The following is a 19,947-nucleotide window of genomic DNA, read 5'->3' as shown; positions in this document are numbered from 1 at the left end:
CGCGCCCAAGTGCAAGCGCAAACCGGTTCTAATGCCCCACGACCTTTTCATTGGCGCTTTGGAAGCCTTTGACTTCCAGCTCTAGAACCGAATGAGCAACCTCAAAGCGATCCCACAGCAGCGCTTTGACCGCGAGTTTCACGTCTTCTGGTTCAACGGTTCCGTCCATGACCACATGCGCCTCGAGCGCCGTTTCATGTTCCTGCATCCGCCACAGATGTACGTGGTGAACGCTGTCGACGCCGTTTGCCTGCTGCAAAGCCTCTATGACGTCGTTCAGATCAGTGTCTTCGGGCGCGCCCAGCATCAGGATGCGGATGACGGGCACCACGCCCTGCCACGACATCCACAGGATATAGCCCGCGATCATCAAAGTGACGATCGGATCCACCAAGCGCCAGTCATACAGCAGGATCAACGTGCCACCGATGATCACCGCGATCGATCCCATGGCATCCGCAAGGTTATGCAAGAACGCGGCGCGCATATTGGCGCTGTCCTTGCTCAGGCGCATGATCAACAGGGCGGTGACCGTATCAATCACCAAGGCCAATCCCGCAATGACCACGACGATCCAGCCCTCGACCTGCTGAGGGTTCAGCAGCCGTTCGACCCCCTCGGCGGCCAGGAAAAAAGCCACCACAATCAGCGTGGTATAATTCGCCAGCGCGGCGACCACCTCGGCGCGACCATAGCCAAAGGTCATGTGCTCATCCGCGGGGCGTCGCCCAATCCGGCGCGCGGCAAAGGCAATCACCAACGACAGCGCATCCGACAGGTTATGAATCGCATCCGCAATCAGCGCCAACGAGCCCGAGACAATTCCCGCCGCGATCTGCGCAATCGTCAGGGCGATATTCACGACCACGGCCCAAACAACGCGCTTGTCGCCGCTGTCCAGATTGGTCTGAGGGTGATCGTGCGGCATAATGCGGTTCTACCTGCTGCGGGTCAGTTCCAGGAACACGTCCTCCAGGTCGGCTTCTTCGGTTTTGACATCCCGGATTCGGATACCAGCCGAGCGAACGGCCTCGAGCACCTGTTCAGCGCTGGTTTGATTGGCATGATAGCTAAGCGCGATGGCGCCGTCAGCCCGTTTGCTGATCTCGATCCCGTCGGCCTGAGGCAAAGCATTTGGCGTGTCTTCGGGCTGAATCACCATGGTTTTGGCATCAATGCTGCCCAACAGATTGGCGGTGCTGTCGCGCGCCACCAACTCGCCCTGGTTGATGATGGCGATCTGGTCGCACATCTCTTCGGCCTCTTCCAGGTAATGCGTTGTCAGGATGATGGTCATGCCCTGCTGGTTCAGCTTGCGCACGTTTTCCCACAGCATCTGGCGCAGTTCGATATCCACACCGGCCGTGGGTTCATCCAGCACCAGAATATGCGGGTGATGGACCAGAGCCTTGCCCAGCAGCAACCGCCGCCGCATCCCGCCCGACAGGGTGCGGGCATAGGCCTCGGCCTTGTCCTCAAGCCCCACCAGTCTCAGAATTTCGTCGCTACGGCGCTGAGACTTGGGCACACCGTACAGGCCTGCCTGCACCTCCAATGCGCCGCGCGGGGTAAAGAACGGGTCCAGATTCAGCTCTTGCGGCATCACCCCGATCGACGCGCGACTTTGGCGCGGGTTCACGTCCTGATCAAAGCCCCAGATTTTCACTGACCCTTCGGTCTTAACCACCAGCCCAGCCAAAATGTTGATCATGGTGGATTTGCCAGCGCCATTCGGCCCCAACAGCCCGAACACAGACCCCTGCGGGATGTCCAGATCGACCCCCTTCAGCGCCTCTTTGCGCGGCTGCCCTTTGGCACCGCCATAAACCTTGCGCAAACCGCGGATTTCGATTGCGTTGCCACCCATGGTGCTCTTGCCCCTGCTCGCCCTATCGCTCATAACTGGACTAGTTGTTTTGCAGCCAAAAGGAAACAGCCCCAATGACGACGCAAGCGCCCGAAACCAAGATTGTCGAGACCACTAAGATCGCCTGCGATGGCGGCGAAGGTGCTTTGGGCCATCCCCGCGTCTGGCTGACCATTCCTGCCGATATCGGGTATGTCGAATGCCCCTATTGCGACGCAAAATACGTGCTGAAGGGCAGCAACGCCGCCTGATCCCAATAGCGCTGCGCCCGTTGAGGCGTGTGAATTTGGGTATTTTTCCAAGAAGAAGCCGAAGCCTGGGCGCTATCCAACCGGTATTGGGTTCGACCCGCGAGGCAGCTTGGCGCCTATGGTACCTTTGGGCGTCAGGTAGCGCAGCACGTTTTGCCCGCTCCAGATACGGATTGCGCGGCCGTCGCTGGTAGAGCCGCGGCCGATCGCCGTCCCTGTCAAATTGTCCATGTAGTAGTAGATCACCTTTGCAGTCACGCCGTCCTGGCAAATTAGTTTCGCAAGGCCAAATCCAAAAGGGCCACGCGCCGTCCATTGTCCGGAACAGGCCGTGCCATCGTCCAGTTGGCCTGCTACCGTCCCGGTGTCCCAGCCTTTGGCTCGCCCATCAAAATACGAACCTTTCTTACCGACGCAGGCCAATACTCTTGCGCAATTGTTTTGGTCTTGGGTCTGTAGGCAGGGGGGCTCGGCTTTCGCAGCGAAGGGGGCAAACAGACAAAGAGCAACTAGAAGACACCGGCGGAACATGGCACAACCTCATACAGAACAAACGCGACTGGTCGAGGGGTACAACATGAGCGCGAATTTTGGCAAGGGATGCCACCTCCACCTGATCGATGGCTCGGCCTTTATCTTTCGGGCCTATCACGCGCTGCCCCCGCTGACGCGTAAATCGGATGGATTGCCGATTGGAGCTGTCGCGGGTTTTTGCAACATGATCCACAAATATGTCGAGGCCAACACCGGCCCCGATGCCCCCACCCATGTGGCGGTGATCTTTGACTATTCCGGCAAAAGCTTTCGCAACGATCTGTATGATCAGTACAAGGCCAACCGCCCCCCTGCCCCCGAGGACCTGGTGCCTCAGTTCCCGCTGACACGCCGCGCCACCGAGGCCTTCAACATCGCCTGCAAGGAAATCGAAGGGTTCGAGGCCGATGACATCATCGCCACCTTGTCCTGTCAGGCCCGTGATGCTGGTGGGCGGGTGACCATCATCAGCAGCGACAAGGACCTGATGCAGCTGGTCGGCGGCGGCGTGGAAATGCTGGACGCGATGAAGAACAAGCGCATCGATTCTGACGGCGTGGTCGAAAAATTCGGGGTGGGCCCGGACCGCGTGGTGGACGTGCAAGCGCTGGCCGGGGACAGCGTGGATAACGTGCCCGGTGCGCCCGGCATCGGGATCAAAACCGCCGCATTACTGATCAACGAATACGGCGATCTGGAAACCCTGCTGGACCGCGCAGAAGAGATCAAGCAGCCCAAACGCCGCCAGACTCTGATCGAAAAACGCGACCAGATCGAGCTGTCCAAGCGCCTTGTGCAGCTGGAATGCGAGATGCAGCTGGATTTCACCCTGGATGATCTGGAGGTCCGCGCCCCCGAAGCCGACGTGCTGCTGCCCTTCCTGGCCGAAATGGAATTCCGCACGCTGGTCAAACGCGTGGCCGATCAACTGGGCGCCGAGGCACCTGTGATCGCCGACACTGATCCGGCCGGGGCTGAACCCGGCACGGCGGACACGCCCGCTGCCGTGCCCTTCAAACCCGAGGATTACGAATGCGTCAGCGACGCAGCGGCCCTGCAAAAATGGATTGATCGCGCTTATGAACGTGGCCATGTCGCCGTGGACACCGAAACCACCGGCCTCGATGAAATGCGCGTCGATCTGGTGGGAATCTCGCTGTGCGTCGATGCCGGGCAGGCGTGCTATATTCCCCTGACGCACAAGGATGGCTCGGACGATCTGTTCGGCTCTGACAACCTGGCCGAGGGGCAGATGCCCCTGCAACAGGCCCTGGACCTGCTGGGGCCGCTGCTGGCCGATCCCTCTGTGATCAAAATCGGCCAGAACATGAAATACGACGCCAAGATTTTCGCGCGCTATGGCGTCACCGTCACGCCCTATGACGACACGATGCTGATGTCCTATGCGATGAACGCGGGTCTGCACGGGCACGGGATGGACGCGCTGGCCGAACGGTATCTGTCGCACACGCCGATCTCGATCAAGTCGCTGCTCGGCACAGGAAAATCCGCGATCACCTTTGACCGCGTGCCTGTGGATGACGCGGTAAAATACGCGGCCGAAGACGCCGACATCACCCTGCGCCTGTGGCAGCTGTTCAAACCGCAGCTGCACCAGACCCAGGTGACCACCGTCTATGAAACGCTGGAACGGCCCCTGTCGCCCGTACTGGCCCGGATGGAGATGCACGGCATCAAGGTGGATCGCGATACGCTGTCGCGCATGTCCAACGCCTTTGCCCAGAAAATGGCCGGGTACGAGGCCGAGCTGTACGAACTGGCGGGCCACGAATTCAACGTCCAGTCCCCCGCTCAGGTCGGCAAAATCCTGTTCGAGGAAATGGGTCTGGAAGGCGGCAAAAAAACCAAGACCGGCCAATGGTCCACCCCCGCCAATGTCCTGGAGGACTTGGCAACCGAACACGATTTCGCCGCCCGCGTGCTGGATTATCGCCAGCTGCAAAAGCTGAAATCCACCTACACGGACGCGCTGCAGGATCATATCAACCCAGACACTGGCCGCGTGCACACGTCCTATGTGCAGACGGGTGCGAATACGGGGCGCTTGGCCTCGACCGATCCGAACCTACAAAACATCCCCGTCCGCACCGAGGAAGGGCGCCGCATCCGCGAGGCCTTTGTAGCCGACGAGGGCAAGGTGCTGCTGAGCCTGGACTATAGCCAGATCGAGCTGCGCATTCTGGCCGAAATGGCCGGGATCGACGCGCTGAAGCAGGCGTTCAAGGATGGGCTGGACATCCACGCGATGACGGCCAGCGAAATGTTCGACGTGCCGCTGGAGGACATGACCCCCGACATCCGCCGTCAGGCCAAGGCGATCAACTTTGGTGTGATCTACGGCATCTCGGGGTTTGGTCTGGCGCGTAACCTGCGCATTCCCCGATCCGAGGCGCAGGGCTTTATCGACCGGTATTTCGAACGCTTCCCCGGCATCCGCGCCTACATGGACGAAACCACGCAATTCGCCAAAGACAACGGCTATGTCCAGACGATGTTCGGCCGCAAGATCCACACGCCCGAGATCAACGCCAAGGGCCCCGGCGCCGGGTTCGCCAAACGTGCGGCGATCAACGCTCCGATCCAGGGCACGGCCGCGGATGTGATCCGTCGCGCGATGATCCGGATGGAGGATGCCATCGCCGATCTGCCCGCCAAAATGCTGCTACAAGTGCATGATGAATTGCTGTTCGAGGTCGACGCAGACCGCGCAGATGACGTGATCACCCGCGCCCGCGATGTGATGGAAAATGCAGCAGCCCCGGCCCTGCATTTGACGGTGCCGCTGACCGTGGACGCCGGCCAGGGCCAGAACTGGGCCGAGGCCCACTAGTCGTCAAACAACTGCCGGATCGAGGTGATTTCCTCGGCCAATTCGGGTGAGATGCTCAGAAATTCGGCCAGGACCAGGGCGTTTTCCTTTGGCTCAGAGCTTTGGCGCATGCGCCCATAGTTTTCAAACCCGGCATCCCTGATCCGATCGCTTTCGAACACGATATCGCTGCGGATGGTGGGCAACAGACGTTCCCAGGTTTCCTCGGACGTGTGATCCCCCGCCAGACCAATCCGCTTGGCATGACCGGTCAGATATTCGTCGGTCATGTCGCACTCGATTTCCAGCAAACGGGTGACCGAGCGATCCCCCGTCAGGTCCTTGAGCAGCTCGATATTGGCAGGATCAATGCACAGGATCATGCGATCTGTTGCGAAATAGTCAAACAACAGCCGCATCAAGGCCCGCCGGTGGCGCGTGCGCTTGGCAAGAGTGCTTTGAATACCGCCAAGATCAGGAAGGGGCGTGTCCTCTTCATTAAACATGTATTCAATCGTGGGGATGTTGGTTTTCTGTTGGACAAAGGCCAGCAACCGCTTGGCGACATGCCATTTTTTACAGATCACGATCAAAAGCTCGCGCTCGCGGCCCAGCGTTGTCTCGGTCTCCCAGAATTGCATTCCAAAGCGGCGCCCGATCCGCCCGCGTTCCGTCAGAAACTGGTACAGGCTGCGACCTTCATTCGAGATCTTGAACTCGGCCCCCTGAGCCGCATAGAGCTGGGCGAGGCGGTCCTTTAACTCATGAGCTTCGCTGCTGATCTTGCGCGCAAACAAGAAGTCCTGACTGAGCAGCAAATCGTAGTGATCATTATAAAAATTCACCGGCATCCCGTAATCCGAGAACATCAGGAAAGTCAGCGTTCGCGAACGAATCTCGGCCTCGGGCACCAGGTGGCGCACCAGAGTCTGAAAAAATGTCTCGTCTGGAATCCAGGTCGTTCGAAAAAAGCGCACCACGTCGGGGCGGTCCGCAACGAATTCACGAATCCACTCGATCGTCAGACGGCGCAGACACCACCATTGGCTGCCGATCTGCACCTGGATGTCCTCGGGGATGGCGCGTTTCAGGCCCAGTTTGCGTTGTGCCTGAAGCATCCAGTAAAACAGCTTCTTGTGCTTCCGTTCGTTCAGATAGTGGCGATAGATCAGCCGGTCTTCTTTCATCCCGGTTTTGATCCAGTTACTTTCGAAAAAGTCCAAGCTTTCGATATAGTCGCAATCGTCCGCCTCCAGAAAATCATGGGCGTACTCGGCCGACTTAATCGCCATGCAGTCCCCCGACACCATCATGAAATGGGTCGCGCGGGGGAACGCCTCGAGCGCGCTATCCAGCGCGTTCAGGGTCGCTTGCACAAGGCTCCATTCCCCCCAGCCACAGCGTACGCGCTTGGCAAAAACCACGTTGGGATTGCCGGCAAGCCCTTCCTTGATGCGGGCAAAATCCTTGTCACTGGCCGACCCGTCAAAATGGATCGCCATGTGATCACCAGCGGCGGTCAAGCTTTGTGCCTGTTGCACGACGGCGTCCGGGTCCTTGTGACACAGAAGAATGAAAGCGATGGTCGCCATTCGGAAAAGCGCCTGTCCAAACAAATACGATACGGGCACTTTAGGCCCCAACCGCCCCCAATGAAACAGGCCAGCGGGAATTTCACGCAACACGCGCGATCAAGATGCCCCGGGACGGATTGACCCTGCGTCCGATGTCTTATTATCTAAACATGTTGAAAACGAATGAATAAACTCGGGCATCGTTCCGGGATGGAGGCAGCAATATGGGTTTTCCCGGCACCTGGATGACCGAAACCGAAAGTGTGCTGTACCGCGTGGTGCCCAAATGTGCGTGCTCGTCCATTGGGCAGATCATGTTCTATTCGGACCATGGGGAATTCTACGACGGGGATATCCACGATGCCGAGTCCGGCATGCACAAATGGGCCTTTGAATACAGCCAGCCTCTGATTGAAAAAGCCGTTACCGGCCACACGACCTATGCGTTTACCTGCGTGCGCAACCCCTATACGCGGGTGCTGAGCTCGTTCTTTGATAAGATTTGCGGCATTCAGCGCAATGGGCGCCGGTATCGCGGCAATCTGGTGCCTCTGTTGATCCAGAAATACGGGATCGAGGTCGGCGGACCAGACGGCCAAGAGGACTTCGACCAAATCCGCAGTTTCCGCCGGTTCCTGTTGTTCGTGCGCGATACTATCCGGTTTGGAAAACCGATGGGGCCAGATATTCACTGGTCCTCGGTGTCTGGCCATGTGTCGACCTTCATCCGCAATGGCGGAAAATACGATCACATTTTCTGGACCGAGCAATTCAACGATGGCATGCAGACGGTGCTGGACAATATCGACACCCGCCACAAGGTCGATCTGTCACAAATTCCGCGTTTCAATGAATCCGAAGGCCACGGCCCAAAACGCGCGCACCCCGTCGCAGACTATTTCGACGATCTGTCCATGCATCTGATCTATGAGATCTTCAAACCCGATTTCAATCTGTTCCGGTACGATTTCGAAAACCCGGGAAACAAGCTGCCAATTGGCGAGATTGATCTGGACGAGGTCCATGCCAAACTGGGCGACTGACCCCGTCTGACAAAGATCCAGCCAGGGCAGCTGCCTTAGCGCATTCGCGTCACCTGGTAGGAGGCGCCAACGCTTAGCGGTCCCTGGATCGAGGTTTCCTCTCCATTCGGCCACAGGATATGCAGCGCTTTGGCCTGCGAGGCGCCTGCCAGCCCGATATGGGCGATTGGCGGATCAAAGGACATGAAGCCTCCGCCCAGTTGGATTTCCCGAACCTGTTTGTTCCCCTCCAAAGTCGTCAGGATCACAACCGCACCGATGCCGTCCGAGTTGCCGGCGTGGTCGACCAGCTTGGTGTCCCAGCTCCAACCGCCGATCTCGAGTCCCAAGGAACCGGCATGGTCCTGATAGCTCTGCCCATCCCATTGCAGCAAAACGTTCGACCGCAGAACCTGCTGAATTGACGCCTCGGCCTGAGTAAAGGTGCGGGCAGGCTGGAAATGGATGTCGCAATAGGCGCGCGGAACCGGTTGGCTGGCAGGGATCAACTCTCAAATCGAGGCATCGCGGCGCTGGATCGCCAGATCCTTGACCAACATCGCCTTGCATTCGGCCTGATACCGCCCGCTCAGCTGTTGGCAGTTCTTGGCATAGGTCGGATCAAAGTTGTTGCCGGACTTGTACCAGGACTTGATCTGCATGTTCTTTTGACACGCCGCCAGATCTTCGGATTCTGCACAACATCGCAGTATTTTTCCAGGGGCTGCATCTTCAGCGTCTTCGACACCCCAGACGAGCGACCAGCGCAACAAGGCGGCTTAGCTTACTGAGTGCCATTCTGCCGCCCCTGATCCTGGAGATGCGCGGGATCATTCTGACGGGCGGCCCTGGACTGACCGCTTGCGGCTGCAATGTTCGGCCAGGCATGGGCACGAACATAGTCTTGCTCCACCCCGACCCGAACAGAGGTAAAATCACCGCGCAACCAGGCCTGTTCGATCGCGGCCATGTCCGGCAGTTCTTGGGCCTGTTGCGCCAACGCCAATGGCGCTTGCAAAGACAAAAAGACAAGCGCCGCAGCACCTAAACAATGTTTTGGTCGAAAGGAGAGCATAGATGTGTTTCTGAAAAACCTGGGGCCAGTTCGCGGTTTGCGCGAGTGCACCCAAGGCGGATCACCGGACAAGATCAACGGAATCACATCATTGGCAGTGCGAAGGCCCGCATGACCCACAACACCGCCGCGGCGCCACAGAGTGCGGCCCCGAAAGGTAGTGCGCGGTATGCAACGGGCCCGCGACGGCGGGACGGTCGAACAATCTGAACGACCAGAGCCGCCAGCAACGCCCCTAGGGCCGCGATCAACACCAATAGCGGCAAATCCCAAGGTCCGGCCCAGGCCCCGAGACCGGCCATCAGCTTGACATCGCCCAGGCCCAACCCTTCGCGGCCGCGCAATGCGCGATACCCCCAACGCAGCGCCGCAAAGCTGCTTACGCCAGCGATCGCACCAACCAATGCCGACCACAGCCCAACGCCCCCGGGCAAAACCGCCAGGATCAGGGTGCATAGAAACAGCATCAGCGTCAGTGGATCAGGCAAGCGATAGCGTGTCAGGTCACAGGCGGCCAGCACCAGCAACACCCATAAAAAACCCGCCCAGATCCAAGCAGTTATCGGCCCAGGCGCTGCGAATATCGCCATCACGGCCGCGCCCGTTGCTGAGAGCTCGAGATACAGGATCCATGGTGCAATCGGCGCGTTGCAATGCCGGCAGGCACCACGCAGCCATATATAAGACAGAATGGGCACCAGATCGGGCACCCTCAGCGCGGTCTTGCATCGCGGGCATCTGGAGCGCCCCCAAACAACGCTTTCTCCTCGGGGCAGGCGGTCAGCCAGCACCCCCAGAAAAGACCCCACAAAGGGGCCGACAAGCAGCAAAAGCAGAAGAAGCGGATCAGACAAGTTCATCCCAGGCCAGTCAAAGGGTTTCCCGTTTTTATTGACCACCCCAATGGGTTTTGTCCATTGTATCGGCTCAGCGGCGTCGACAATGCATCGCTAGACGCGTTCTTGAACCGAGACTATCATTCCGATGCACAGTCAGGATTTTTTGATGACCCAAATTGATTGCCCCCCCAAAAAAGACCGTGACGCTGGCTTCTCTTTGCTTGAACTGATGGTTGTAGTTGTCATCCTATCGGTTTTGGCGCTTGTCATCGTTCCGCGTGTGATTGATCGCCCCGACCAGGCGCGCGTGGCCCGTGCACAATCGGACCTGGCTGCGATCGCCAGTGCAGTTCAGTTGTACCGGCTGGACAACTTTCGGTACCCGACAACCGAGCAGGGGCTGGCGGCTCTGGTCAGCAAGCCTTCTTTGGACCCAGCGCCCTCGAACTGGACTCAGTATATGGATCGCCTTCCGGTTGATCCCTGGGGGCAGCCCTATCAGTATCTTGTCCCCGGCGTGCACGGCGATTTCGACATCTTCACCTATGGTGCGGATGCTGCCCCCGGAGGAGAGGGCGCAAACGCGGATATCGGAACATGGAGCACCCAGTAATCGCGTCAGGCCCCTCGCGCGGCTTTACGATGATAGAACTTCTGGTGGTCATAGCGATTATCTCTGCGCTGTCTGTCGGGGCGCCCCTTGCTATTGGGCGTTCGGACCGGGCCGGAGTGTTAGACCGGGCGCTGTTCACCAATACGCATGACCGATTGCGCCGTCTGGCCGTGTCCGGCCAGCAGATCCGAGGCCTGCTGATCAAGCCTCGTGGAATGTTCACGGCCTAACACGCGCCGCAGGGCCGGAGCGTTACATAAAATCGTATCAGTTGGGCTGGACGCGTTGCGCTGGTCGAACTTGTGTCTTCCATGGCCATTTTCGCGCTGGTCCCAGTCATGGAGGTTCAGGCGATGTCGGGGATGCTGCGACAGCGGGATGGCTTGTTGACCCGCCCATAGCGCGCCCAGACCTTGGAATTTGCATCCAGCCTGTTGCGGGCCGATATCGCCGCTGCGATCCCCATGTTGTTTTACCCTCCGGGCCAGACCGCACCGCAATCCGCTGCGTTGCAGACCTCTGATGGGTTCGCCTTGTCTGTGGTTGGTCAACCGCGTCTGGATTTGCGCCCGGACCCGGGATTTCACCGTGTTCTCTATCGTCTGGACCAAAACACCGGCCAGCTTTGGCGTCGCAGCTGGCCCAGTTTGATGCCCGCGCGGCAGGCGGCCTTGCAGCCCGAAATTCTGGTGATCGAAGGCGTATCCGGCATCGATTTGCGCAGCCATTGGGGCCCCGAGGGATGGCGGCCCGGATTGTCGATTGCCCAATTGCCTGATGCCGCGGACAGCGCCGTGGATTCCGATGGCGGTATCGCCGCGCCTGAACTGTATTCCAGCGCGCTGCCGCTGGCCATCGAAGTCACGCTGCACCTGGACGGTTTGGGCTCGATCCGATTGCTGGAGAGCCTGCAATGACGCGATCAAACCACGGTTTCGTTCTGATCAACGCCTTGATTTTGATTGCGGCCCTGGCCTCGGTGGCAACGCTTTTGCTGACGGTGGCCGATGCGGGGCGACAACGTCTGACCCAAAGTCGGCTGGCGACGCAACTTGAGTTGAACCTTGATGCGTTCGAGGCCTTCGCCATCACCACCTTGATTGAGAGCGCCGATTCCGAGCTGCCGCCTCGCCAACAAAACCTGCCCCACGAGGTTCCGCTGGCGCGGTTCCGTGTCGGGACAGATCCTCGACCTGCAGGGGCATTTCAACATCAACTGGCTGACGTCACCGTCATTCAGCGCGTCCCACGCAGCCCTGGATCGCCTGCTGCAAAGATTGGGAGTGTCGGATCGGGATGAACAAATCCTGCGCGATTTCCTGCGCGTGGGTGGTCCGCTGAACAAACAACCCTTTCTTAGCCTTGATCCCCCCGAAAACCCGGTCGGCGGAGCACTGTTGATGATCGAGCAACTGGACCGCCTGCCCGGCCTGTCAGATCGCGGACGAGAGCGGATGCGCCCCTTTCTGACGGCCTTGCCGGGTGACAGCAAACTGAACGTGAACACCGCAAATCCTCAGGTTCTTGCGGCGTTTTTACCAGATCTTTCTGCCGCCGCGTTGGATCAGATCTTGGTCGCGCGCCGTCAACAGCCCTTTGGCTCGGTCCAGGCGTTTCTGGTGCTAGCGGGACTCAGCGCGGAAGACAGCCCCGTTCAGGACCCCGGCGCGCTCAACCCAAAAGGCATCTGTATGTCAGATCTGAATGGTTCGAGGCCCGGATTTCGGTGACCCTAAGGTCAGGCCTCATAGCCAGTAAATACCGAGTGCTGCGAGGGCGATTGCCGACAGGAAGACCTTTGGGCATCTGTCATATTGCGTTGCGATGCGCCTCCAGTCCTTGAGTTTGCCGAACATGATCTCGCATCACAGCCCGGCAGACCGGCCATCATCCGAGCAAAGATGCCCTTTTCACTCCACCGCTTCCAACGGTTATTGAGGGTCTGGTGTGGGCCATATTCCTTGGGTGCATCACGCCATCGTAACCCATTGCGATCAATGAAGATAATCCCGATTTGCACACGCCGGTCATCCCCTCTCGGGACATCGCTGCGCAATACCCTGCCGGGCAGTGAACGCGCGGCTTGCCGTGGGACTTGGGGAAGAAAGGCGCCAGACGGCCCATCTGCGGGTCCGTAAGCCAGAAAAGATCAGACATATTCACCGCCCGTTTTCGAACCGTGAATCACGACGAAACGCGGAAATCAATGGGTCCTGAGCCTAGCTCCAACACCGACAGGAACACTTCGTACAGTTCAGCATTGGTCAGTTCATCAGGCACCAAAACAGTGACCTGTCCGCGCACATCCGGATCCAGCACGAAGCGTCGGCCTGTGGCCTCTGACACGATTTCAACGAAAGCTTTCAGATCCGCGTCGCGTAAATTCAAAGAGACCTGGGCCTGAGCCGGGGATGGCGCAAGCATCAAACCGGGCCCGACCCCGAATGTCAGGACCAGCCCCACCACAGCCATCACGGGCCGAAGAGGGGAACGAAAAATCATGACCTGCTCTCTACCTTTGGACTGTCGAGCCGCCTGTTACCTGCGATCTCCGTCCTGCCTGTTTTTCGCGACCATACACGATACACGATCACGCAAAAAAGGCAGAGTTTTCCGCAATGCGCCCGTGTTTTGGTCGCTCAGACGTGCTTTCACCGCGACACTGACCAATTGGGCGGGCCGCTAGACCAGACCCGCCTGGCGAAACAGGTCCTTCAGATTGGATTCGGGACGCGCGCCCATATGGCTGATCACCTCGGCGGCGGCCACACATCCCATGCGCCCCGCGACATCCAAGGACGCGCCCGTGGCATAGCCGTACAAGAAGCCAGCGGCGAACTGATCGCCTGCGCCGGTCGCATCGACAGGCGTGATTTCGGTCACGGGCACCACGGCCTCTTCGTCGCCGCGCACCAGCACCACATCATGACCCGAGCGCGTACACACCACAGTCCCTGCATCCAGCGCCGCCTGTTCCAGCGCGCTGCTAAGGTCGGTCTGGTACAGCGATTCCCATTCGTGCTGGTTGCCGATCACATAGTCCAAGTCTTTGACCAGACGGCGGAAATCATCGCGGTGACGTTCCACGCAGAACGGATCGGACAGGGCGATGCCCGCCTTGCCCCCGGCGTCACGACACAGTTTGGCGGCGCGCTCGAAGGCCTCTTTGCCTTTGGGTTTGTCATACAGGTAACCCTCGAGGAACAGCACCTCGGCCTGGCCTGCCACGTCGTCGGACACATCATCCGGCCCCAGTTCCGAGGAAATCCCCAGATAGGTGTTCATGGACCGTTCACCATCCGGCGACACAAAGATCATCGAACGCGAGGTCGGCAGCTCGCCCCCCGGCACCGGGTCATTCACAAAATCAGTGCCACCGTCGGCCAGAGAATCTGCATAAAACCGGCCCAGCGCGTCGTCTTGCACACGTCCGATAAACCCGGTCTTCAGCCCCAGATTGCCCAGTCCCGCCAGCGTGTTCGCGACCGAGCCCCCCGGCGCCTGCACCCGGTTCGTCATCGCGCCATACAGCATTTCACCGCGCTCACGCTCGACCAGTTGCATGATGCCTTTTTGGATGCCCATCAGATCCAAAAAGCTGTCATCAGCCTGGCTCAGCACATCAACGACGGCGTTTCCGATGCCGACGACCTGGTATTTCTTCATGGTGTCTTTTCCTCGAACATGCACAGATCACGGATCAGGCAAGCGTTACATTTGGGTTTGCGGGCGACACAGGTATAGCGCCCGTGCAGGATCATCCAATGGTGGGCGTGCTGCTGGAAATCGACCGGGATGTGGTCCTCGATCGCGCGTTCCACGGCTACCACGTCCTTGCCCGGACACACGCCCGAGCGGTTGCCGAAGCGAAAGATATGGGTATCCACGGCCTGCGCGGGATAGTGCCACCACATGTTCAGCACCACGTTGGCGGTTTTGCGCCCCACACCGGGCAGAGATTCCAGGGCGGCACGCGAACAGGGCACCTCGCCGCCGTAATCCTCGACCAGAATGCGGGCCATTTTGATGACGTTCTTGGCCTTGTTGCGATACAGGCCAATGGTCTTGATATGTTCGATCAGCTGCTCTTCGCCCAGATCCAGCATTTTCTGCGGGGTGTCGGCGATTTTGAACAGCTCGGCCGTGGCCTTGTTCACGCCCTTATCTGTCGCTTGCGCCGACAGGGCCACCGCCACCACCAGCGTATAGGCGTTGACGTGGTCCAGCTCGCCCTTGGGTTCGGGTTCGCTGTCTTGAAAGCGGGTAAAGACCTCGCGGATCGTGTGATAATCAAGCTGCTTTGCCATGCGCCCACCTATGCCCCGACCTTGCGCGCCGCTCAACCCTTTCCCGCAAGTTTCGGGTCGATATGGGCCGGGCGCGGCGGTATCGTCACGCCAAAGGAAAGGGCACCACATGACGGATATGGAAGCGGGCTATCATTACCAGGTTATGCGTCGCGCGTTAGAGCTGATCGACGCCGAACCGGGCCTGTCGCTGGCCGATCTGGCCGCGCGGATGGATATGAGCCCCTCGCATTTTCAGCGCTTGTTTTCGCAATGGGTTGGCGTGTCGCCCAAGCGCTATCAGCAATATCTGACACTGGATCACGCAAAGGCGCTGTTGCAGCAGAATATGACCACGCTACAGGTCAGCCATTCCGTCGGGCTGTCGGGCAATGGCCGCCTGCATGACCTGTTCATCCGGTGGGAGGCCATGAGCCCCGGCGACTATGCCCGCGCGGGGGACGGGGTGACGGTATATTGGGGCTGGTATGACAGCCCGTTTGATTTGGCGCTGGTGATGGGCACCGACAAGGGCCTGTGCGGGCTGGCCTTTGCCGCTGAAACCGGAACCGAGGCCGCGATGCAAGACATGGTCAGCCGCTGGCCCAAGGCCACCTTTGTCGAAGACCCGATGCGCCTGAAGCCCTGGGTCGATGCGGCCTTTGCCCAGAAAGGCGAAACCCAGCTGCACATGATCGGCGCACCGTTCCAGATCAAAGTGTGGGAGGCGCTGCTGCAAATCCCCTCGGGGCACGTCACCACCTATTCCGAGATCGCGCAATCCATCGGCAATCCCAAGGCCGTCCGCGCGGTTGGCACCGCCGTGGGGCGCAACCCCGTTAGTTGGCTGATCCCTTGCCACCGGGCGCTGCGCAAATCGGGCGGATTGGGCGGCTATCACTGGGGTCTGCCGGTCAAGCGCGCGCTCCTGGCCTATGAATCCGCGCGGGCCGAGGCTGGCTGAACGGGGAATAACATGGGCGATTTCCCGCCCACCGTTACGCAAACGTGTCTTGGGCGTGGGCAAAGCGCCCCGTATACTGCCCTCAATCCGACTGATCGGAGACCAAGAACGAGGCATCGAAATATGATCCGAGCAAACAAAGCCGTGATGATCCTGTCCGGCACCGCCCTGTTGCTGACCACCGCCTGTACGGCACCGGCCCATCTGGGCGGCGAAGACCCGAACAAAAAAGCCAAAGAAGGCGCCCTGCTGGGCGGCATTCTGGGCGCTGTTTCTGGCGCTTTGGTCGCCAAGGACAAGAAAAAAGGCATCCTTTTGGGTGGTGCGGCGGGTGCTGCTGCGGGGGCCGCGATTGGCTCTAGCCTGGACAAACAAGAGGCCGAACTGCGCGAAAACCTGGATGGCCGCGTCCGTATTATCAACCAAGGTGATCGCCTAGTCGTGACCCTGCCCCAGGACATCCTGTTCGCCACCGACAGCACCTATGTCCAATCCGTTCTGCGCGACGATCTGCGAGCCGTTGCCGAAAGCCTGAACCGTTATCCTGACACCACGGTGCAGGTCATTGGCCACACCGACAACACCGGATCGGCCGCATATAACCAGGATCTCAGCCGGGGCCGCGCGGCCGCCGTTGCGGACATCCTGATCAGCAATGGCGTGTCGGGCGGTCGCGTTCTGACTGTAGGCCGGGGCGAGGACGATCCTGTTGCCTCGAACCTGACCGCAGAAGGGCGTGCACAAAACCGCCGGGTCGAGATTGTCATTCTGGCAAACTGATCCATTATTGGGCCAAGTCCACGAAACGCCCCGCGTCCCACCGGACCGGGGCGTTTTTCCATCTGATGAAAGGCCCCCATGTCTGACCCCAAATTGCTGACCATCTGCGGATCGCTGCGCGCCGGTTCGTTCAATCGCAAACTTCTGGCCGAGGCCGTCACTCAGTTTGGACCGGCAGACCTGTCCGACGCGAACCTGCGCCTGCCGCTGTTCGATGGCGATCTGCAAGCCGAGCACGGCATCCCTGACGAGGTCGAAACCCTGGCGCAACAAATCCGCGATGCCGATGGGATCATCATCTCGTCACCCGAATACAACAAAGGTATCACGGGCGTGCTGAAGAACGCTCTGGATTGGATCAGCCGCGTTGAAGGCGCTGTTTTCAAAGACAAACCGGTTGCGCTGATGTCTGCGGCGAATGGCCGATCGGGTGGCGAAACGGCGCAGTATATGACCCGCGCCTGCCTGATTCCGCTGCAACCGCGCTTGATCAACGGGAACTTCGTTCTGATCGCCGCTGCCTCGCGGGAATTCGAAAACGGCGCCTTGGAAAACGAGCGGTATCTGGCGAATGTCCAGGCCCTGATGCAGAGCCTGCGGACCGAAATCAACCGGACCTAAGACTGTTGTGACCGATCGCTTGGCGCGGTGTCAGGCGTTTTGCCGCTCTCGCCAGAATGTAAACAAACCCGCAGCAACGATCAGCGCTGCGCCCAGAACCACGTTCAACCGGATCGCCTCGTTGAACGCCACCACGCCCAGCGCCGAGGCAAACACCAGTTGCAAAAACGCAAAGGGCTGGACCGAGCTTGCCTCGGCCACCTCATAGCAGCGGATCAGCAGGAAATGCCCCAGCGCGCCGGTCACGCACAAAACGGCCATCCAAATCCAGTCCTGCCCCACCATGGGTTCCCAAAACCAGATGCCAACGACGGTCATAGCCACCATCCCCGTTGTCCCCGTCCAGAAAAAGCTGGTCGCCGCGCTGTCCTTGCGCGCCGCAAACCTGGTGGCCAAACCGTAAATGGCAAACATCAACGCCGAGACCAGCGGAATGATCGCCTTGGGGTCAAATACGCCGATACCCGGCCGCAGGATAATCAGGATGCCGATAAAACCAACCGAGATCGCCGCCCAGCGCCGCCAGCCCACACGCTCGCCCAGCACGGGGCCCGAGAGGGCCGCGATCAACAAAGGATAGCAGGCAAATATCGCGTGGCTTTCGACCAACCCCAACAGGGTGAAAGCCCAAATGGCCACGCAAATCTCGGCCACCAGCCACACCCCCCGAAAGGTTTGCAGCCAAGGCTGCGAGGTCGCCGCTGCCTGGCGTATTCCTCCGGCTTGCCGCGCGCCCACGGCCACCACGAATGCCGCAAAAAACCAGTAGCGGATCATCACGATCATCAGCGTGTTATATTCGCCCGCCAAATGACGCGAGATCCCGTCCTGCATCGCGAATACGAAGGTCGTCGCGACCATCAGCAGAATACCAAGACGGGTGTTGCGCTCCATCTAATCTGGCCTTTGCGCGCAGGTCATGTGGCGCTTGCGACCATAGCCCGAACGACGCTCGACCAGGAACCCGGCCTCGGACAACCCACGCCGCACAAAGCCCGCCGCCGTATAGGTCGCCGCCGTTCCCCCGGGGGCCGTGTGGTCATGGACCGCCTGCATCAGCTCTGACGACCAGAGTTCAGGGTTCTTGGCCGGCGAAAACCCATCCAGGAACCAAGCATCCGCTGCCCCCTGCCACATGGGCAAGGTCTGACGCGCGTCCCCGGTAATCATGCGAAAATCTAGCCCCGGCATAGACAGCCGGGTCGCGGGCCAATGAGGCGCGAATTCCTGCGGCAAACCTCCAAGCTCGACAAAGGCCTCTTGCGCCCGGATCATTTCGGGGCCGGTCATCGGATAGGCCTCGAACGTTGTGAAATGCAGCGTGCCACCCTGACCGCTGTCGCGCCACAGCTTGACCGCAGCCAACAGGTTCAGCCCCGTGCCAAAGCCCAGCTCGGCAATATGAAACCCGTCGCGAAACCGATCCGGCAGCCCATTGCCATCCAGAAAAACATGGTTGGTCTCGGCCAATCCGTTCTCGAGACTGAAATACGGATCGTCAAACCGGGTCGAGACGGGAATACCGCCCTCCCGCCATTCCAATTCGGCGCGCTGGTCTTGCATCCGCTGATCCCTTAGAAAGCCGGTGAAAACGCGCCGAGAATGCAGACAGCCGAAGGAAATGGCAATGGTGGATGTGACCGTATATGGGGCAGGAATTTTCGGGCTATCCATCGCCTGGTCCTGCGTTCAGCAAGGCGCCAAAGTCCAGGTGATCGACCCGAACGGCCCCGGCGCCGGCAGCAGCGGCGGCCTGGTCGGCGCATTGGCCCCTCATGTGCCGGAAAACTGGAACGACAAGAAACAGTTCCAGTTCGAAAGCCTGATGATGGCCGAAACCTTCTGGTCTGAAATCGAAACAGCCGGAGGGAAATCCGCCGGATATGCCCGCCTGGGACGATTGCAACCGATCGCGGACGATCGCACCCTGGATCTGGCCCGCGCTCGCTCCGAAACCGCCGCAAACCTGTGGCAAGGCCGCGCCGACTGGAAGGTTGTGCACGCCGACGCCTATGGCGACTGGGCACCACACAGCCCCTCTGGCTGGTTGATTCACGACACGCTTAGTGCACGGATGCATCCCCGAATGGCCTGCGCAGCGCTGGTCGCAGCGCTTGCAAGCCAAGGCGCTCCGATCCTGACCGACGCCCCTGCGCGCGGCCGCATCGTTTGGGCCACCGGCATCGCCGATCTAGAGCGCATCTCGGCCACCCGACCCCGCGCCTTTGGAAATGGCGTCAAGGGCCAGGCCGCCCTGCTGCACCTGGATCGGCGCGACCTGCCGCAGCTATATGCCGACTCGGTGCACATTGTTCCGCACGCCGATGGCACCGTCGCGATCGGATCTACCAGCGAGCGTGACTACACCGATCCAAGCTCCACCGACGACCAGTTGGACGATGTCCTGACCCGCGCCACTGCAGCTGTTCCCAGCCTCAGCGACGCCAGGATCATCGAACGCTGGGCCGGTGTCCGCCCTCGTGCCCGCTCGCGCGCACCAGTGCTGGGCTTTCATCCGCTAAACCCGGACCATTTCATTGCCAATGGCGGCTTCAAAATCGGGTTCGGCATGGCGCCCAAAATCGCACAGGTCATGACCGCCCTGATCCTGCACAATCGCGACACGATCCCCGAAGGATTTAAACCCAACGCCAGCTTCTGAGTCCGAAAGCGCCCCAACCCAAGGCCGGT

General features: G+C 59.8%; 24 protein-coding genes and 2 pseudogenes. 12 read left to right on the top strand and 14 right to left on the bottom strand.

Features of this window, described 5'->3' with window-relative positions; genetic code table 11:
• Window positions 1-28 precede the first annotated feature (28 nt).
• Window positions 29-928, bottom strand: a complete 900-nt coding sequence (locus ACXADQ_RS07575; protein ID WP_475318032.1) for a cation diffusion facilitator family transporter — start codon at window positions 926-928, stop codon at window positions 29-31.
• A 9-nt stretch (window positions 929-937) separates the two neighbouring features.
• Window positions 938-1,867 carry an ABC transporter ATP-binding protein gene (locus ACXADQ_RS07570; RefSeq protein WP_475318028.1) on the bottom strand — a complete coding sequence of 310 codons (930 nt, stop codon included), beginning with the start codon at window positions 1,865-1,867 and terminating at the stop codon, window positions 938-940.
• Between the two features lie 74 nt (window positions 1,868-1,941).
• Here ACXADQ_RS07570 and ACXADQ_RS07565 point away from each other — a divergent pair, with 74 nt between their 5' ends.
• Window positions 1,942-2,118: a zinc-finger domain-containing protein gene (locus ACXADQ_RS07565; protein ID WP_475318021.1), complete on the top strand. Its 177-nt coding sequence runs from the start codon at window positions 1,942-1,944 to the stop codon at window positions 2,116-2,118.
• Window positions 2,119-2,695: 577 nt separating this feature from the next.
• Window positions 2,696-5,503, top strand: coding sequence for a DNA polymerase I (gene polA / locus ACXADQ_RS07560; protein WP_475318016.1), 2,808 nt, complete (start codon window positions 2,696-2,698; stop codon window positions 5,501-5,503).
• Here the strand turns inward: polA and ACXADQ_RS07555 are convergent.
• The gene (locus ACXADQ_RS07555; RefSeq protein WP_475318013.1) at window positions 5,500-7,074 is read right to left on the bottom strand and encodes a DUF5928 domain-containing protein; all 1,575 of its coding nucleotides are present in this window, start codon (window positions 7,072-7,074) and stop codon (window positions 5,500-5,502) included. The genes polA and ACXADQ_RS07555 overlap by 4 nt on opposite strands.
• 206 nt (window positions 7,075-7,280) lie before the next feature.
• On the opposite strand from ACXADQ_RS07555, the gene ACXADQ_RS07550 reads away from it, so the two are divergent.
• Complete coding sequence (locus tag ACXADQ_RS07550; protein ID WP_475318009.1) at window positions 7,281-8,099, top strand: sulfotransferase family protein; 819 nt, start codon at window positions 7,281-7,283, stop codon at window positions 8,097-8,099.
• A 35-nt stretch (window positions 8,100-8,134) separates the two neighbouring features.
• Here the strand turns inward: ACXADQ_RS07550 and ACXADQ_RS07545 are convergent, their stop codons facing one another.
• The 5 genes and pseudogenes from ACXADQ_RS07545 to ACXADQ_RS07525 all read right to left on the bottom strand — a co-directional run.
• The gene (locus tag ACXADQ_RS07545; RefSeq protein ID WP_475318006.1) at window positions 8,135-8,587 is read right to left on the bottom strand and encodes an ASPIC/UnbV domain-containing protein; all 453 of its coding nucleotides are present in this window, start codon (window positions 8,585-8,587) and stop codon (window positions 8,135-8,137) included.
• Window positions 8,588-8,590: 3 nt separating this feature from the next.
• On the bottom strand, window positions 8,591-8,740 hold the full coding sequence (locus tag ACXADQ_RS07540) for a hypothetical protein (protein ID WP_475318004.1): 150 nt from the start codon (window positions 8,738-8,740) through the stop codon (window positions 8,591-8,593).
• A gap of 122 nt (window positions 8,741-8,862) precedes the next feature.
• Complete coding sequence (locus tag ACXADQ_RS07535) at window positions 8,863-9,102, bottom strand: hypothetical protein (RefSeq protein ID WP_475317999.1); 240 nt, start codon at window positions 9,100-9,102, stop codon at window positions 8,863-8,865.
• Between the two features lie 134 nt (window positions 9,103-9,236).
• On the bottom strand, window positions 9,237-9,743 hold the full coding sequence (locus ACXADQ_RS07530; protein WP_475326047.1) for a prepilin peptidase: 507 nt from the start codon (window positions 9,741-9,743) through the stop codon (window positions 9,237-9,239).
• A 6-nt stretch (window positions 9,744-9,749) separates the two neighbouring features.
• Window positions 9,750-10,013: pseudogene (locus ACXADQ_RS07525) on the bottom strand (prepilin peptidase); the annotation flags it as partial.
• 145 nt (window positions 10,014-10,158) lie between these two features.
• Here ACXADQ_RS07525 and gspG point away from each other — a divergent pair.
• The 5 genes from gspG (at window position 10,159) to ACXADQ_RS07500 (ending at window position 12,335) form a co-directional block, all read left to right on the top strand.
• Window positions 10,159-10,605: a type II secretion system major pseudopilin GspG gene (gene gspG, locus ACXADQ_RS07520; protein WP_475317995.1), complete on the top strand. Its 447-nt coding sequence runs from the start codon at window positions 10,159-10,161 to the stop codon at window positions 10,603-10,605.
• Window positions 10,590-10,835, top strand: a complete 246-nt coding sequence (locus tag ACXADQ_RS07515) for a prepilin-type N-terminal cleavage/methylation domain-containing protein (RefSeq protein WP_475317991.1) — start codon at window positions 10,590-10,592, stop codon at window positions 10,833-10,835. The genes gspG and ACXADQ_RS07515 overlap by 16 nt, the downstream gene beginning before the upstream one ends.
• Before the next feature lie 183 nt (window positions 10,836-11,018).
• Window positions 11,019-11,522, top strand: a complete 504-nt coding sequence (locus ACXADQ_RS07510) for a type II secretion system protein GspJ (protein WP_475317989.1) — start codon at window positions 11,019-11,021, stop codon at window positions 11,520-11,522.
• Window positions 11,519-11,905 carry a hypothetical protein gene (locus tag ACXADQ_RS07505; RefSeq protein WP_475326117.1) on the top strand — a complete coding sequence of 129 codons (387 nt, stop codon included), beginning with the start codon at window positions 11,519-11,521 and terminating at the stop codon, window positions 11,903-11,905. The genes ACXADQ_RS07510 and ACXADQ_RS07505 overlap by 4 nt, the downstream gene beginning before the upstream one ends.
• Window positions 11,790-12,335 (top strand): type II secretion system minor pseudopilin, encoded by a 546-nt coding sequence (locus tag ACXADQ_RS07500; RefSeq protein WP_475326046.1) that lies wholly within the window; start codon window positions 11,790-11,792, stop codon window positions 12,333-12,335. Before ACXADQ_RS07505 ends, ACXADQ_RS07500 begins: the two co-directional genes overlap by 116 nt.
• Window positions 12,336-12,481: 146 nt before the next feature.
• Here the strand turns inward: ACXADQ_RS07500 and ACXADQ_RS07495 are convergent.
• The 4 genes and pseudogenes from ACXADQ_RS07495 to nth all read right to left on the bottom strand — a co-directional run.
• Window positions 12,482-12,762, bottom strand: a pseudogene (locus ACXADQ_RS07495) (transposase); the annotation flags it as partial.
• A 27-nt stretch (window positions 12,763-12,789) separates the two neighbouring features.
• A complete protein-coding gene (locus ACXADQ_RS07490; RefSeq protein ID WP_475317986.1) occupies window positions 12,790-13,107 on the bottom strand; it encodes a hypothetical protein in 318 nt (105 codons plus the stop codon).
• 180 nt (window positions 13,108-13,287) lie between these two features.
• Window positions 13,288-14,271 (bottom strand): adenosine kinase, encoded by a 984-nt coding sequence (locus ACXADQ_RS07485; protein ID WP_475317983.1) that lies wholly within the window; start codon window positions 14,269-14,271, stop codon window positions 13,288-13,290.
• A complete protein-coding gene (gene nth / locus ACXADQ_RS07480; protein WP_475317981.1) occupies window positions 14,268-14,912 on the bottom strand; it encodes an endonuclease III in 645 nt (214 codons plus the stop codon). Before nth ends, ACXADQ_RS07485 begins: the two co-directional genes overlap by 4 nt.
• Window positions 14,913-15,021: 109 nt before the next feature.
• On the opposite strand from nth, the gene ACXADQ_RS07475 reads away from it, so the two are divergent.
• The 3 genes from ACXADQ_RS07475 to ACXADQ_RS07465 all read left to right on the top strand — a co-directional run bounded on the left by ACXADQ_RS07475 (window position 15,022) and on the right by ACXADQ_RS07465 (window position 17,256).
• Entirely contained in the window at window positions 15,022-15,855 is an 834-nt protein-coding gene (locus tag ACXADQ_RS07475; protein ID WP_475317979.1) for a bifunctional helix-turn-helix domain-containing protein/methylated-DNA--[protein]-cysteine S-methyltransferase, read from the top strand.
• Between the two features lie 123 nt (window positions 15,856-15,978).
• Window positions 15,979-16,635, top strand: coding sequence for a YiaD family glycine zipper/OmpA-like lipoprotein (locus ACXADQ_RS07470; protein WP_475317972.1), 657 nt, complete (start codon window positions 15,979-15,981; stop codon window positions 16,633-16,635).
• Between the two features lie 78 nt (window positions 16,636-16,713).
• On the top strand, window positions 16,714-17,256 hold the full coding sequence (locus ACXADQ_RS07465) for an NADPH-dependent FMN reductase (RefSeq protein WP_475317967.1): 543 nt from the start codon (window positions 16,714-16,716) through the stop codon (window positions 17,254-17,256).
• A gap of 30 nt (window positions 17,257-17,286) precedes the next feature.
• Here the strand turns inward: ACXADQ_RS07465 and ACXADQ_RS07460 are convergent, their stop codons facing one another.
• Both ACXADQ_RS07460 and mnmC2 read right to left on the bottom strand, forming a co-directional pair.
• Complete coding sequence (locus ACXADQ_RS07460) at window positions 17,287-18,150, bottom strand: DMT family transporter (protein ID WP_475317963.1); 864 nt, start codon at window positions 18,148-18,150, stop codon at window positions 17,287-17,289.
• Window positions 18,151-18,819, bottom strand: a complete 669-nt coding sequence (gene mnmC2 / locus ACXADQ_RS07455; protein ID WP_475317957.1) for a tRNA (5-methylaminomethyl-2-thiouridine)(34)-methyltransferase MnmC2 — start codon at window positions 18,817-18,819, stop codon at window positions 18,151-18,153.
• A 64-nt stretch (window positions 18,820-18,883) separates the two neighbouring features.
• On the opposite strand from mnmC2, the gene ACXADQ_RS07450 reads away from it, so the two are divergent.
• Complete coding sequence (locus ACXADQ_RS07450) at window positions 18,884-19,918, top strand: NAD(P)/FAD-dependent oxidoreductase (protein WP_475317952.1); 1,035 nt, start codon at window positions 18,884-18,886, stop codon at window positions 19,916-19,918.
• The last annotated feature ends 29 nt before the right edge of the window (window positions 19,919-19,947 follow it).

This window comes from Thalassovita sp. ABM4_323 (genome assembly GCF_056158665.1).
The sequence above is the reverse complement of the archived record's forward strand: the minus strand, read 5'-3'. Positions and strand labels throughout refer to the sequence as shown.

Coding starts and splice junctions, on each gene's coding strand:
- ACXADQ_RS07515 (WP_475317991.1), top strand. CDS start 10,590: ATGGAGCACCCAGTAATCGCGTCAGGCCCCTCGCGCGGCTTTACGATG.
- ACXADQ_RS07540 (WP_475318004.1), bottom strand. CDS start 8,740: ATGCAGATCAAGTCCTGGTACAAGTCCGGCAACAACTTTGATCCGACC.
- ACXADQ_RS07490 (WP_475317986.1), bottom strand. CDS start 13,107: ATGATTTTTCGTTCCCCTCTTCGGCCCGTGATGGCTGTGGTGGGGCTG.
- ACXADQ_RS07570 (WP_475318028.1), bottom strand. CDS start 1,867: ATGGGTGGCAACGCAATCGAAATCCGCGGTTTGCGCAAGGTTTATGGC.
- mnmC2 (WP_475317957.1), bottom strand. CDS start 18,819: ATGCAAGACCAGCGCGCCGAATTGGAATGGCGGGAGGGCGGTATTCCC.
- ACXADQ_RS07465 (WP_475317967.1), top strand. CDS start 16,714: ATGTCTGACCCCAAATTGCTGACCATCTGCGGATCGCTGCGCGCCGGT.
- ACXADQ_RS07475 (WP_475317979.1), top strand. CDS start 15,022: ATGACGGATATGGAAGCGGGCTATCATTACCAGGTTATGCGTCGCGCG.
- ACXADQ_RS07460 (WP_475317963.1), bottom strand. CDS start 18,150: ATGGAGCGCAACACCCGTCTTGGTATTCTGCTGATGGTCGCGACGACC.
- ACXADQ_RS07470 (WP_475317972.1), top strand. CDS start 15,979: ATGATCCGAGCAAACAAAGCCGTGATGATCCTGTCCGGCACCGCCCTG.
- ACXADQ_RS07555 (WP_475318013.1), bottom strand. CDS start 7,074: ATGGCGACCATCGCTTTCATTCTTCTGTGTCACAAGGACCCGGACGCC.
- ACXADQ_RS07550 (WP_475318009.1), top strand. CDS start 7,281: ATGGGTTTTCCCGGCACCTGGATGACCGAAACCGAAAGTGTGCTGTAC.
- ACXADQ_RS07450 (WP_475317952.1), top strand. CDS start 18,884: ATGGTGGATGTGACCGTATATGGGGCAGGAATTTTCGGGCTATCCATC.
- ACXADQ_RS07505 (WP_475326117.1), top strand. CDS start 11,519: ATGACGCGATCAAACCACGGTTTCGTTCTGATCAACGCCTTGATTTTG.
- nth (WP_475317981.1), bottom strand. CDS start 14,912: ATGGCAAAGCAGCTTGATTATCACACGATCCGCGAGGTCTTTACCCGC.
- gspG (WP_475317995.1), top strand. CDS start 10,159: ATGACCCAAATTGATTGCCCCCCCAAAAAAGACCGTGACGCTGGCTTC.
- polA (WP_475318016.1), top strand. CDS start 2,696: ATGAGCGCGAATTTTGGCAAGGGATGCCACCTCCACCTGATCGATGGC.
- ACXADQ_RS07565 (WP_475318021.1), top strand. CDS start 1,942: ATGACGACGCAAGCGCCCGAAACCAAGATTGTCGAGACCACTAAGATC.
- ACXADQ_RS07530 (WP_475326047.1), bottom strand. CDS start 9,743: ATGGCGATATTCGCAGCGCCTGGGCCGATAACTGCTTGGATCTGGGCG.
- ACXADQ_RS07575 (WP_475318032.1), bottom strand. CDS start 928: ATGCCGCACGATCACCCTCAGACCAATCTGGACAGCGGCGACAAGCGC.
- ACXADQ_RS07485 (WP_475317983.1), bottom strand. CDS start 14,271: ATGAAGAAATACCAGGTCGTCGGCATCGGAAACGCCGTCGTTGATGTG.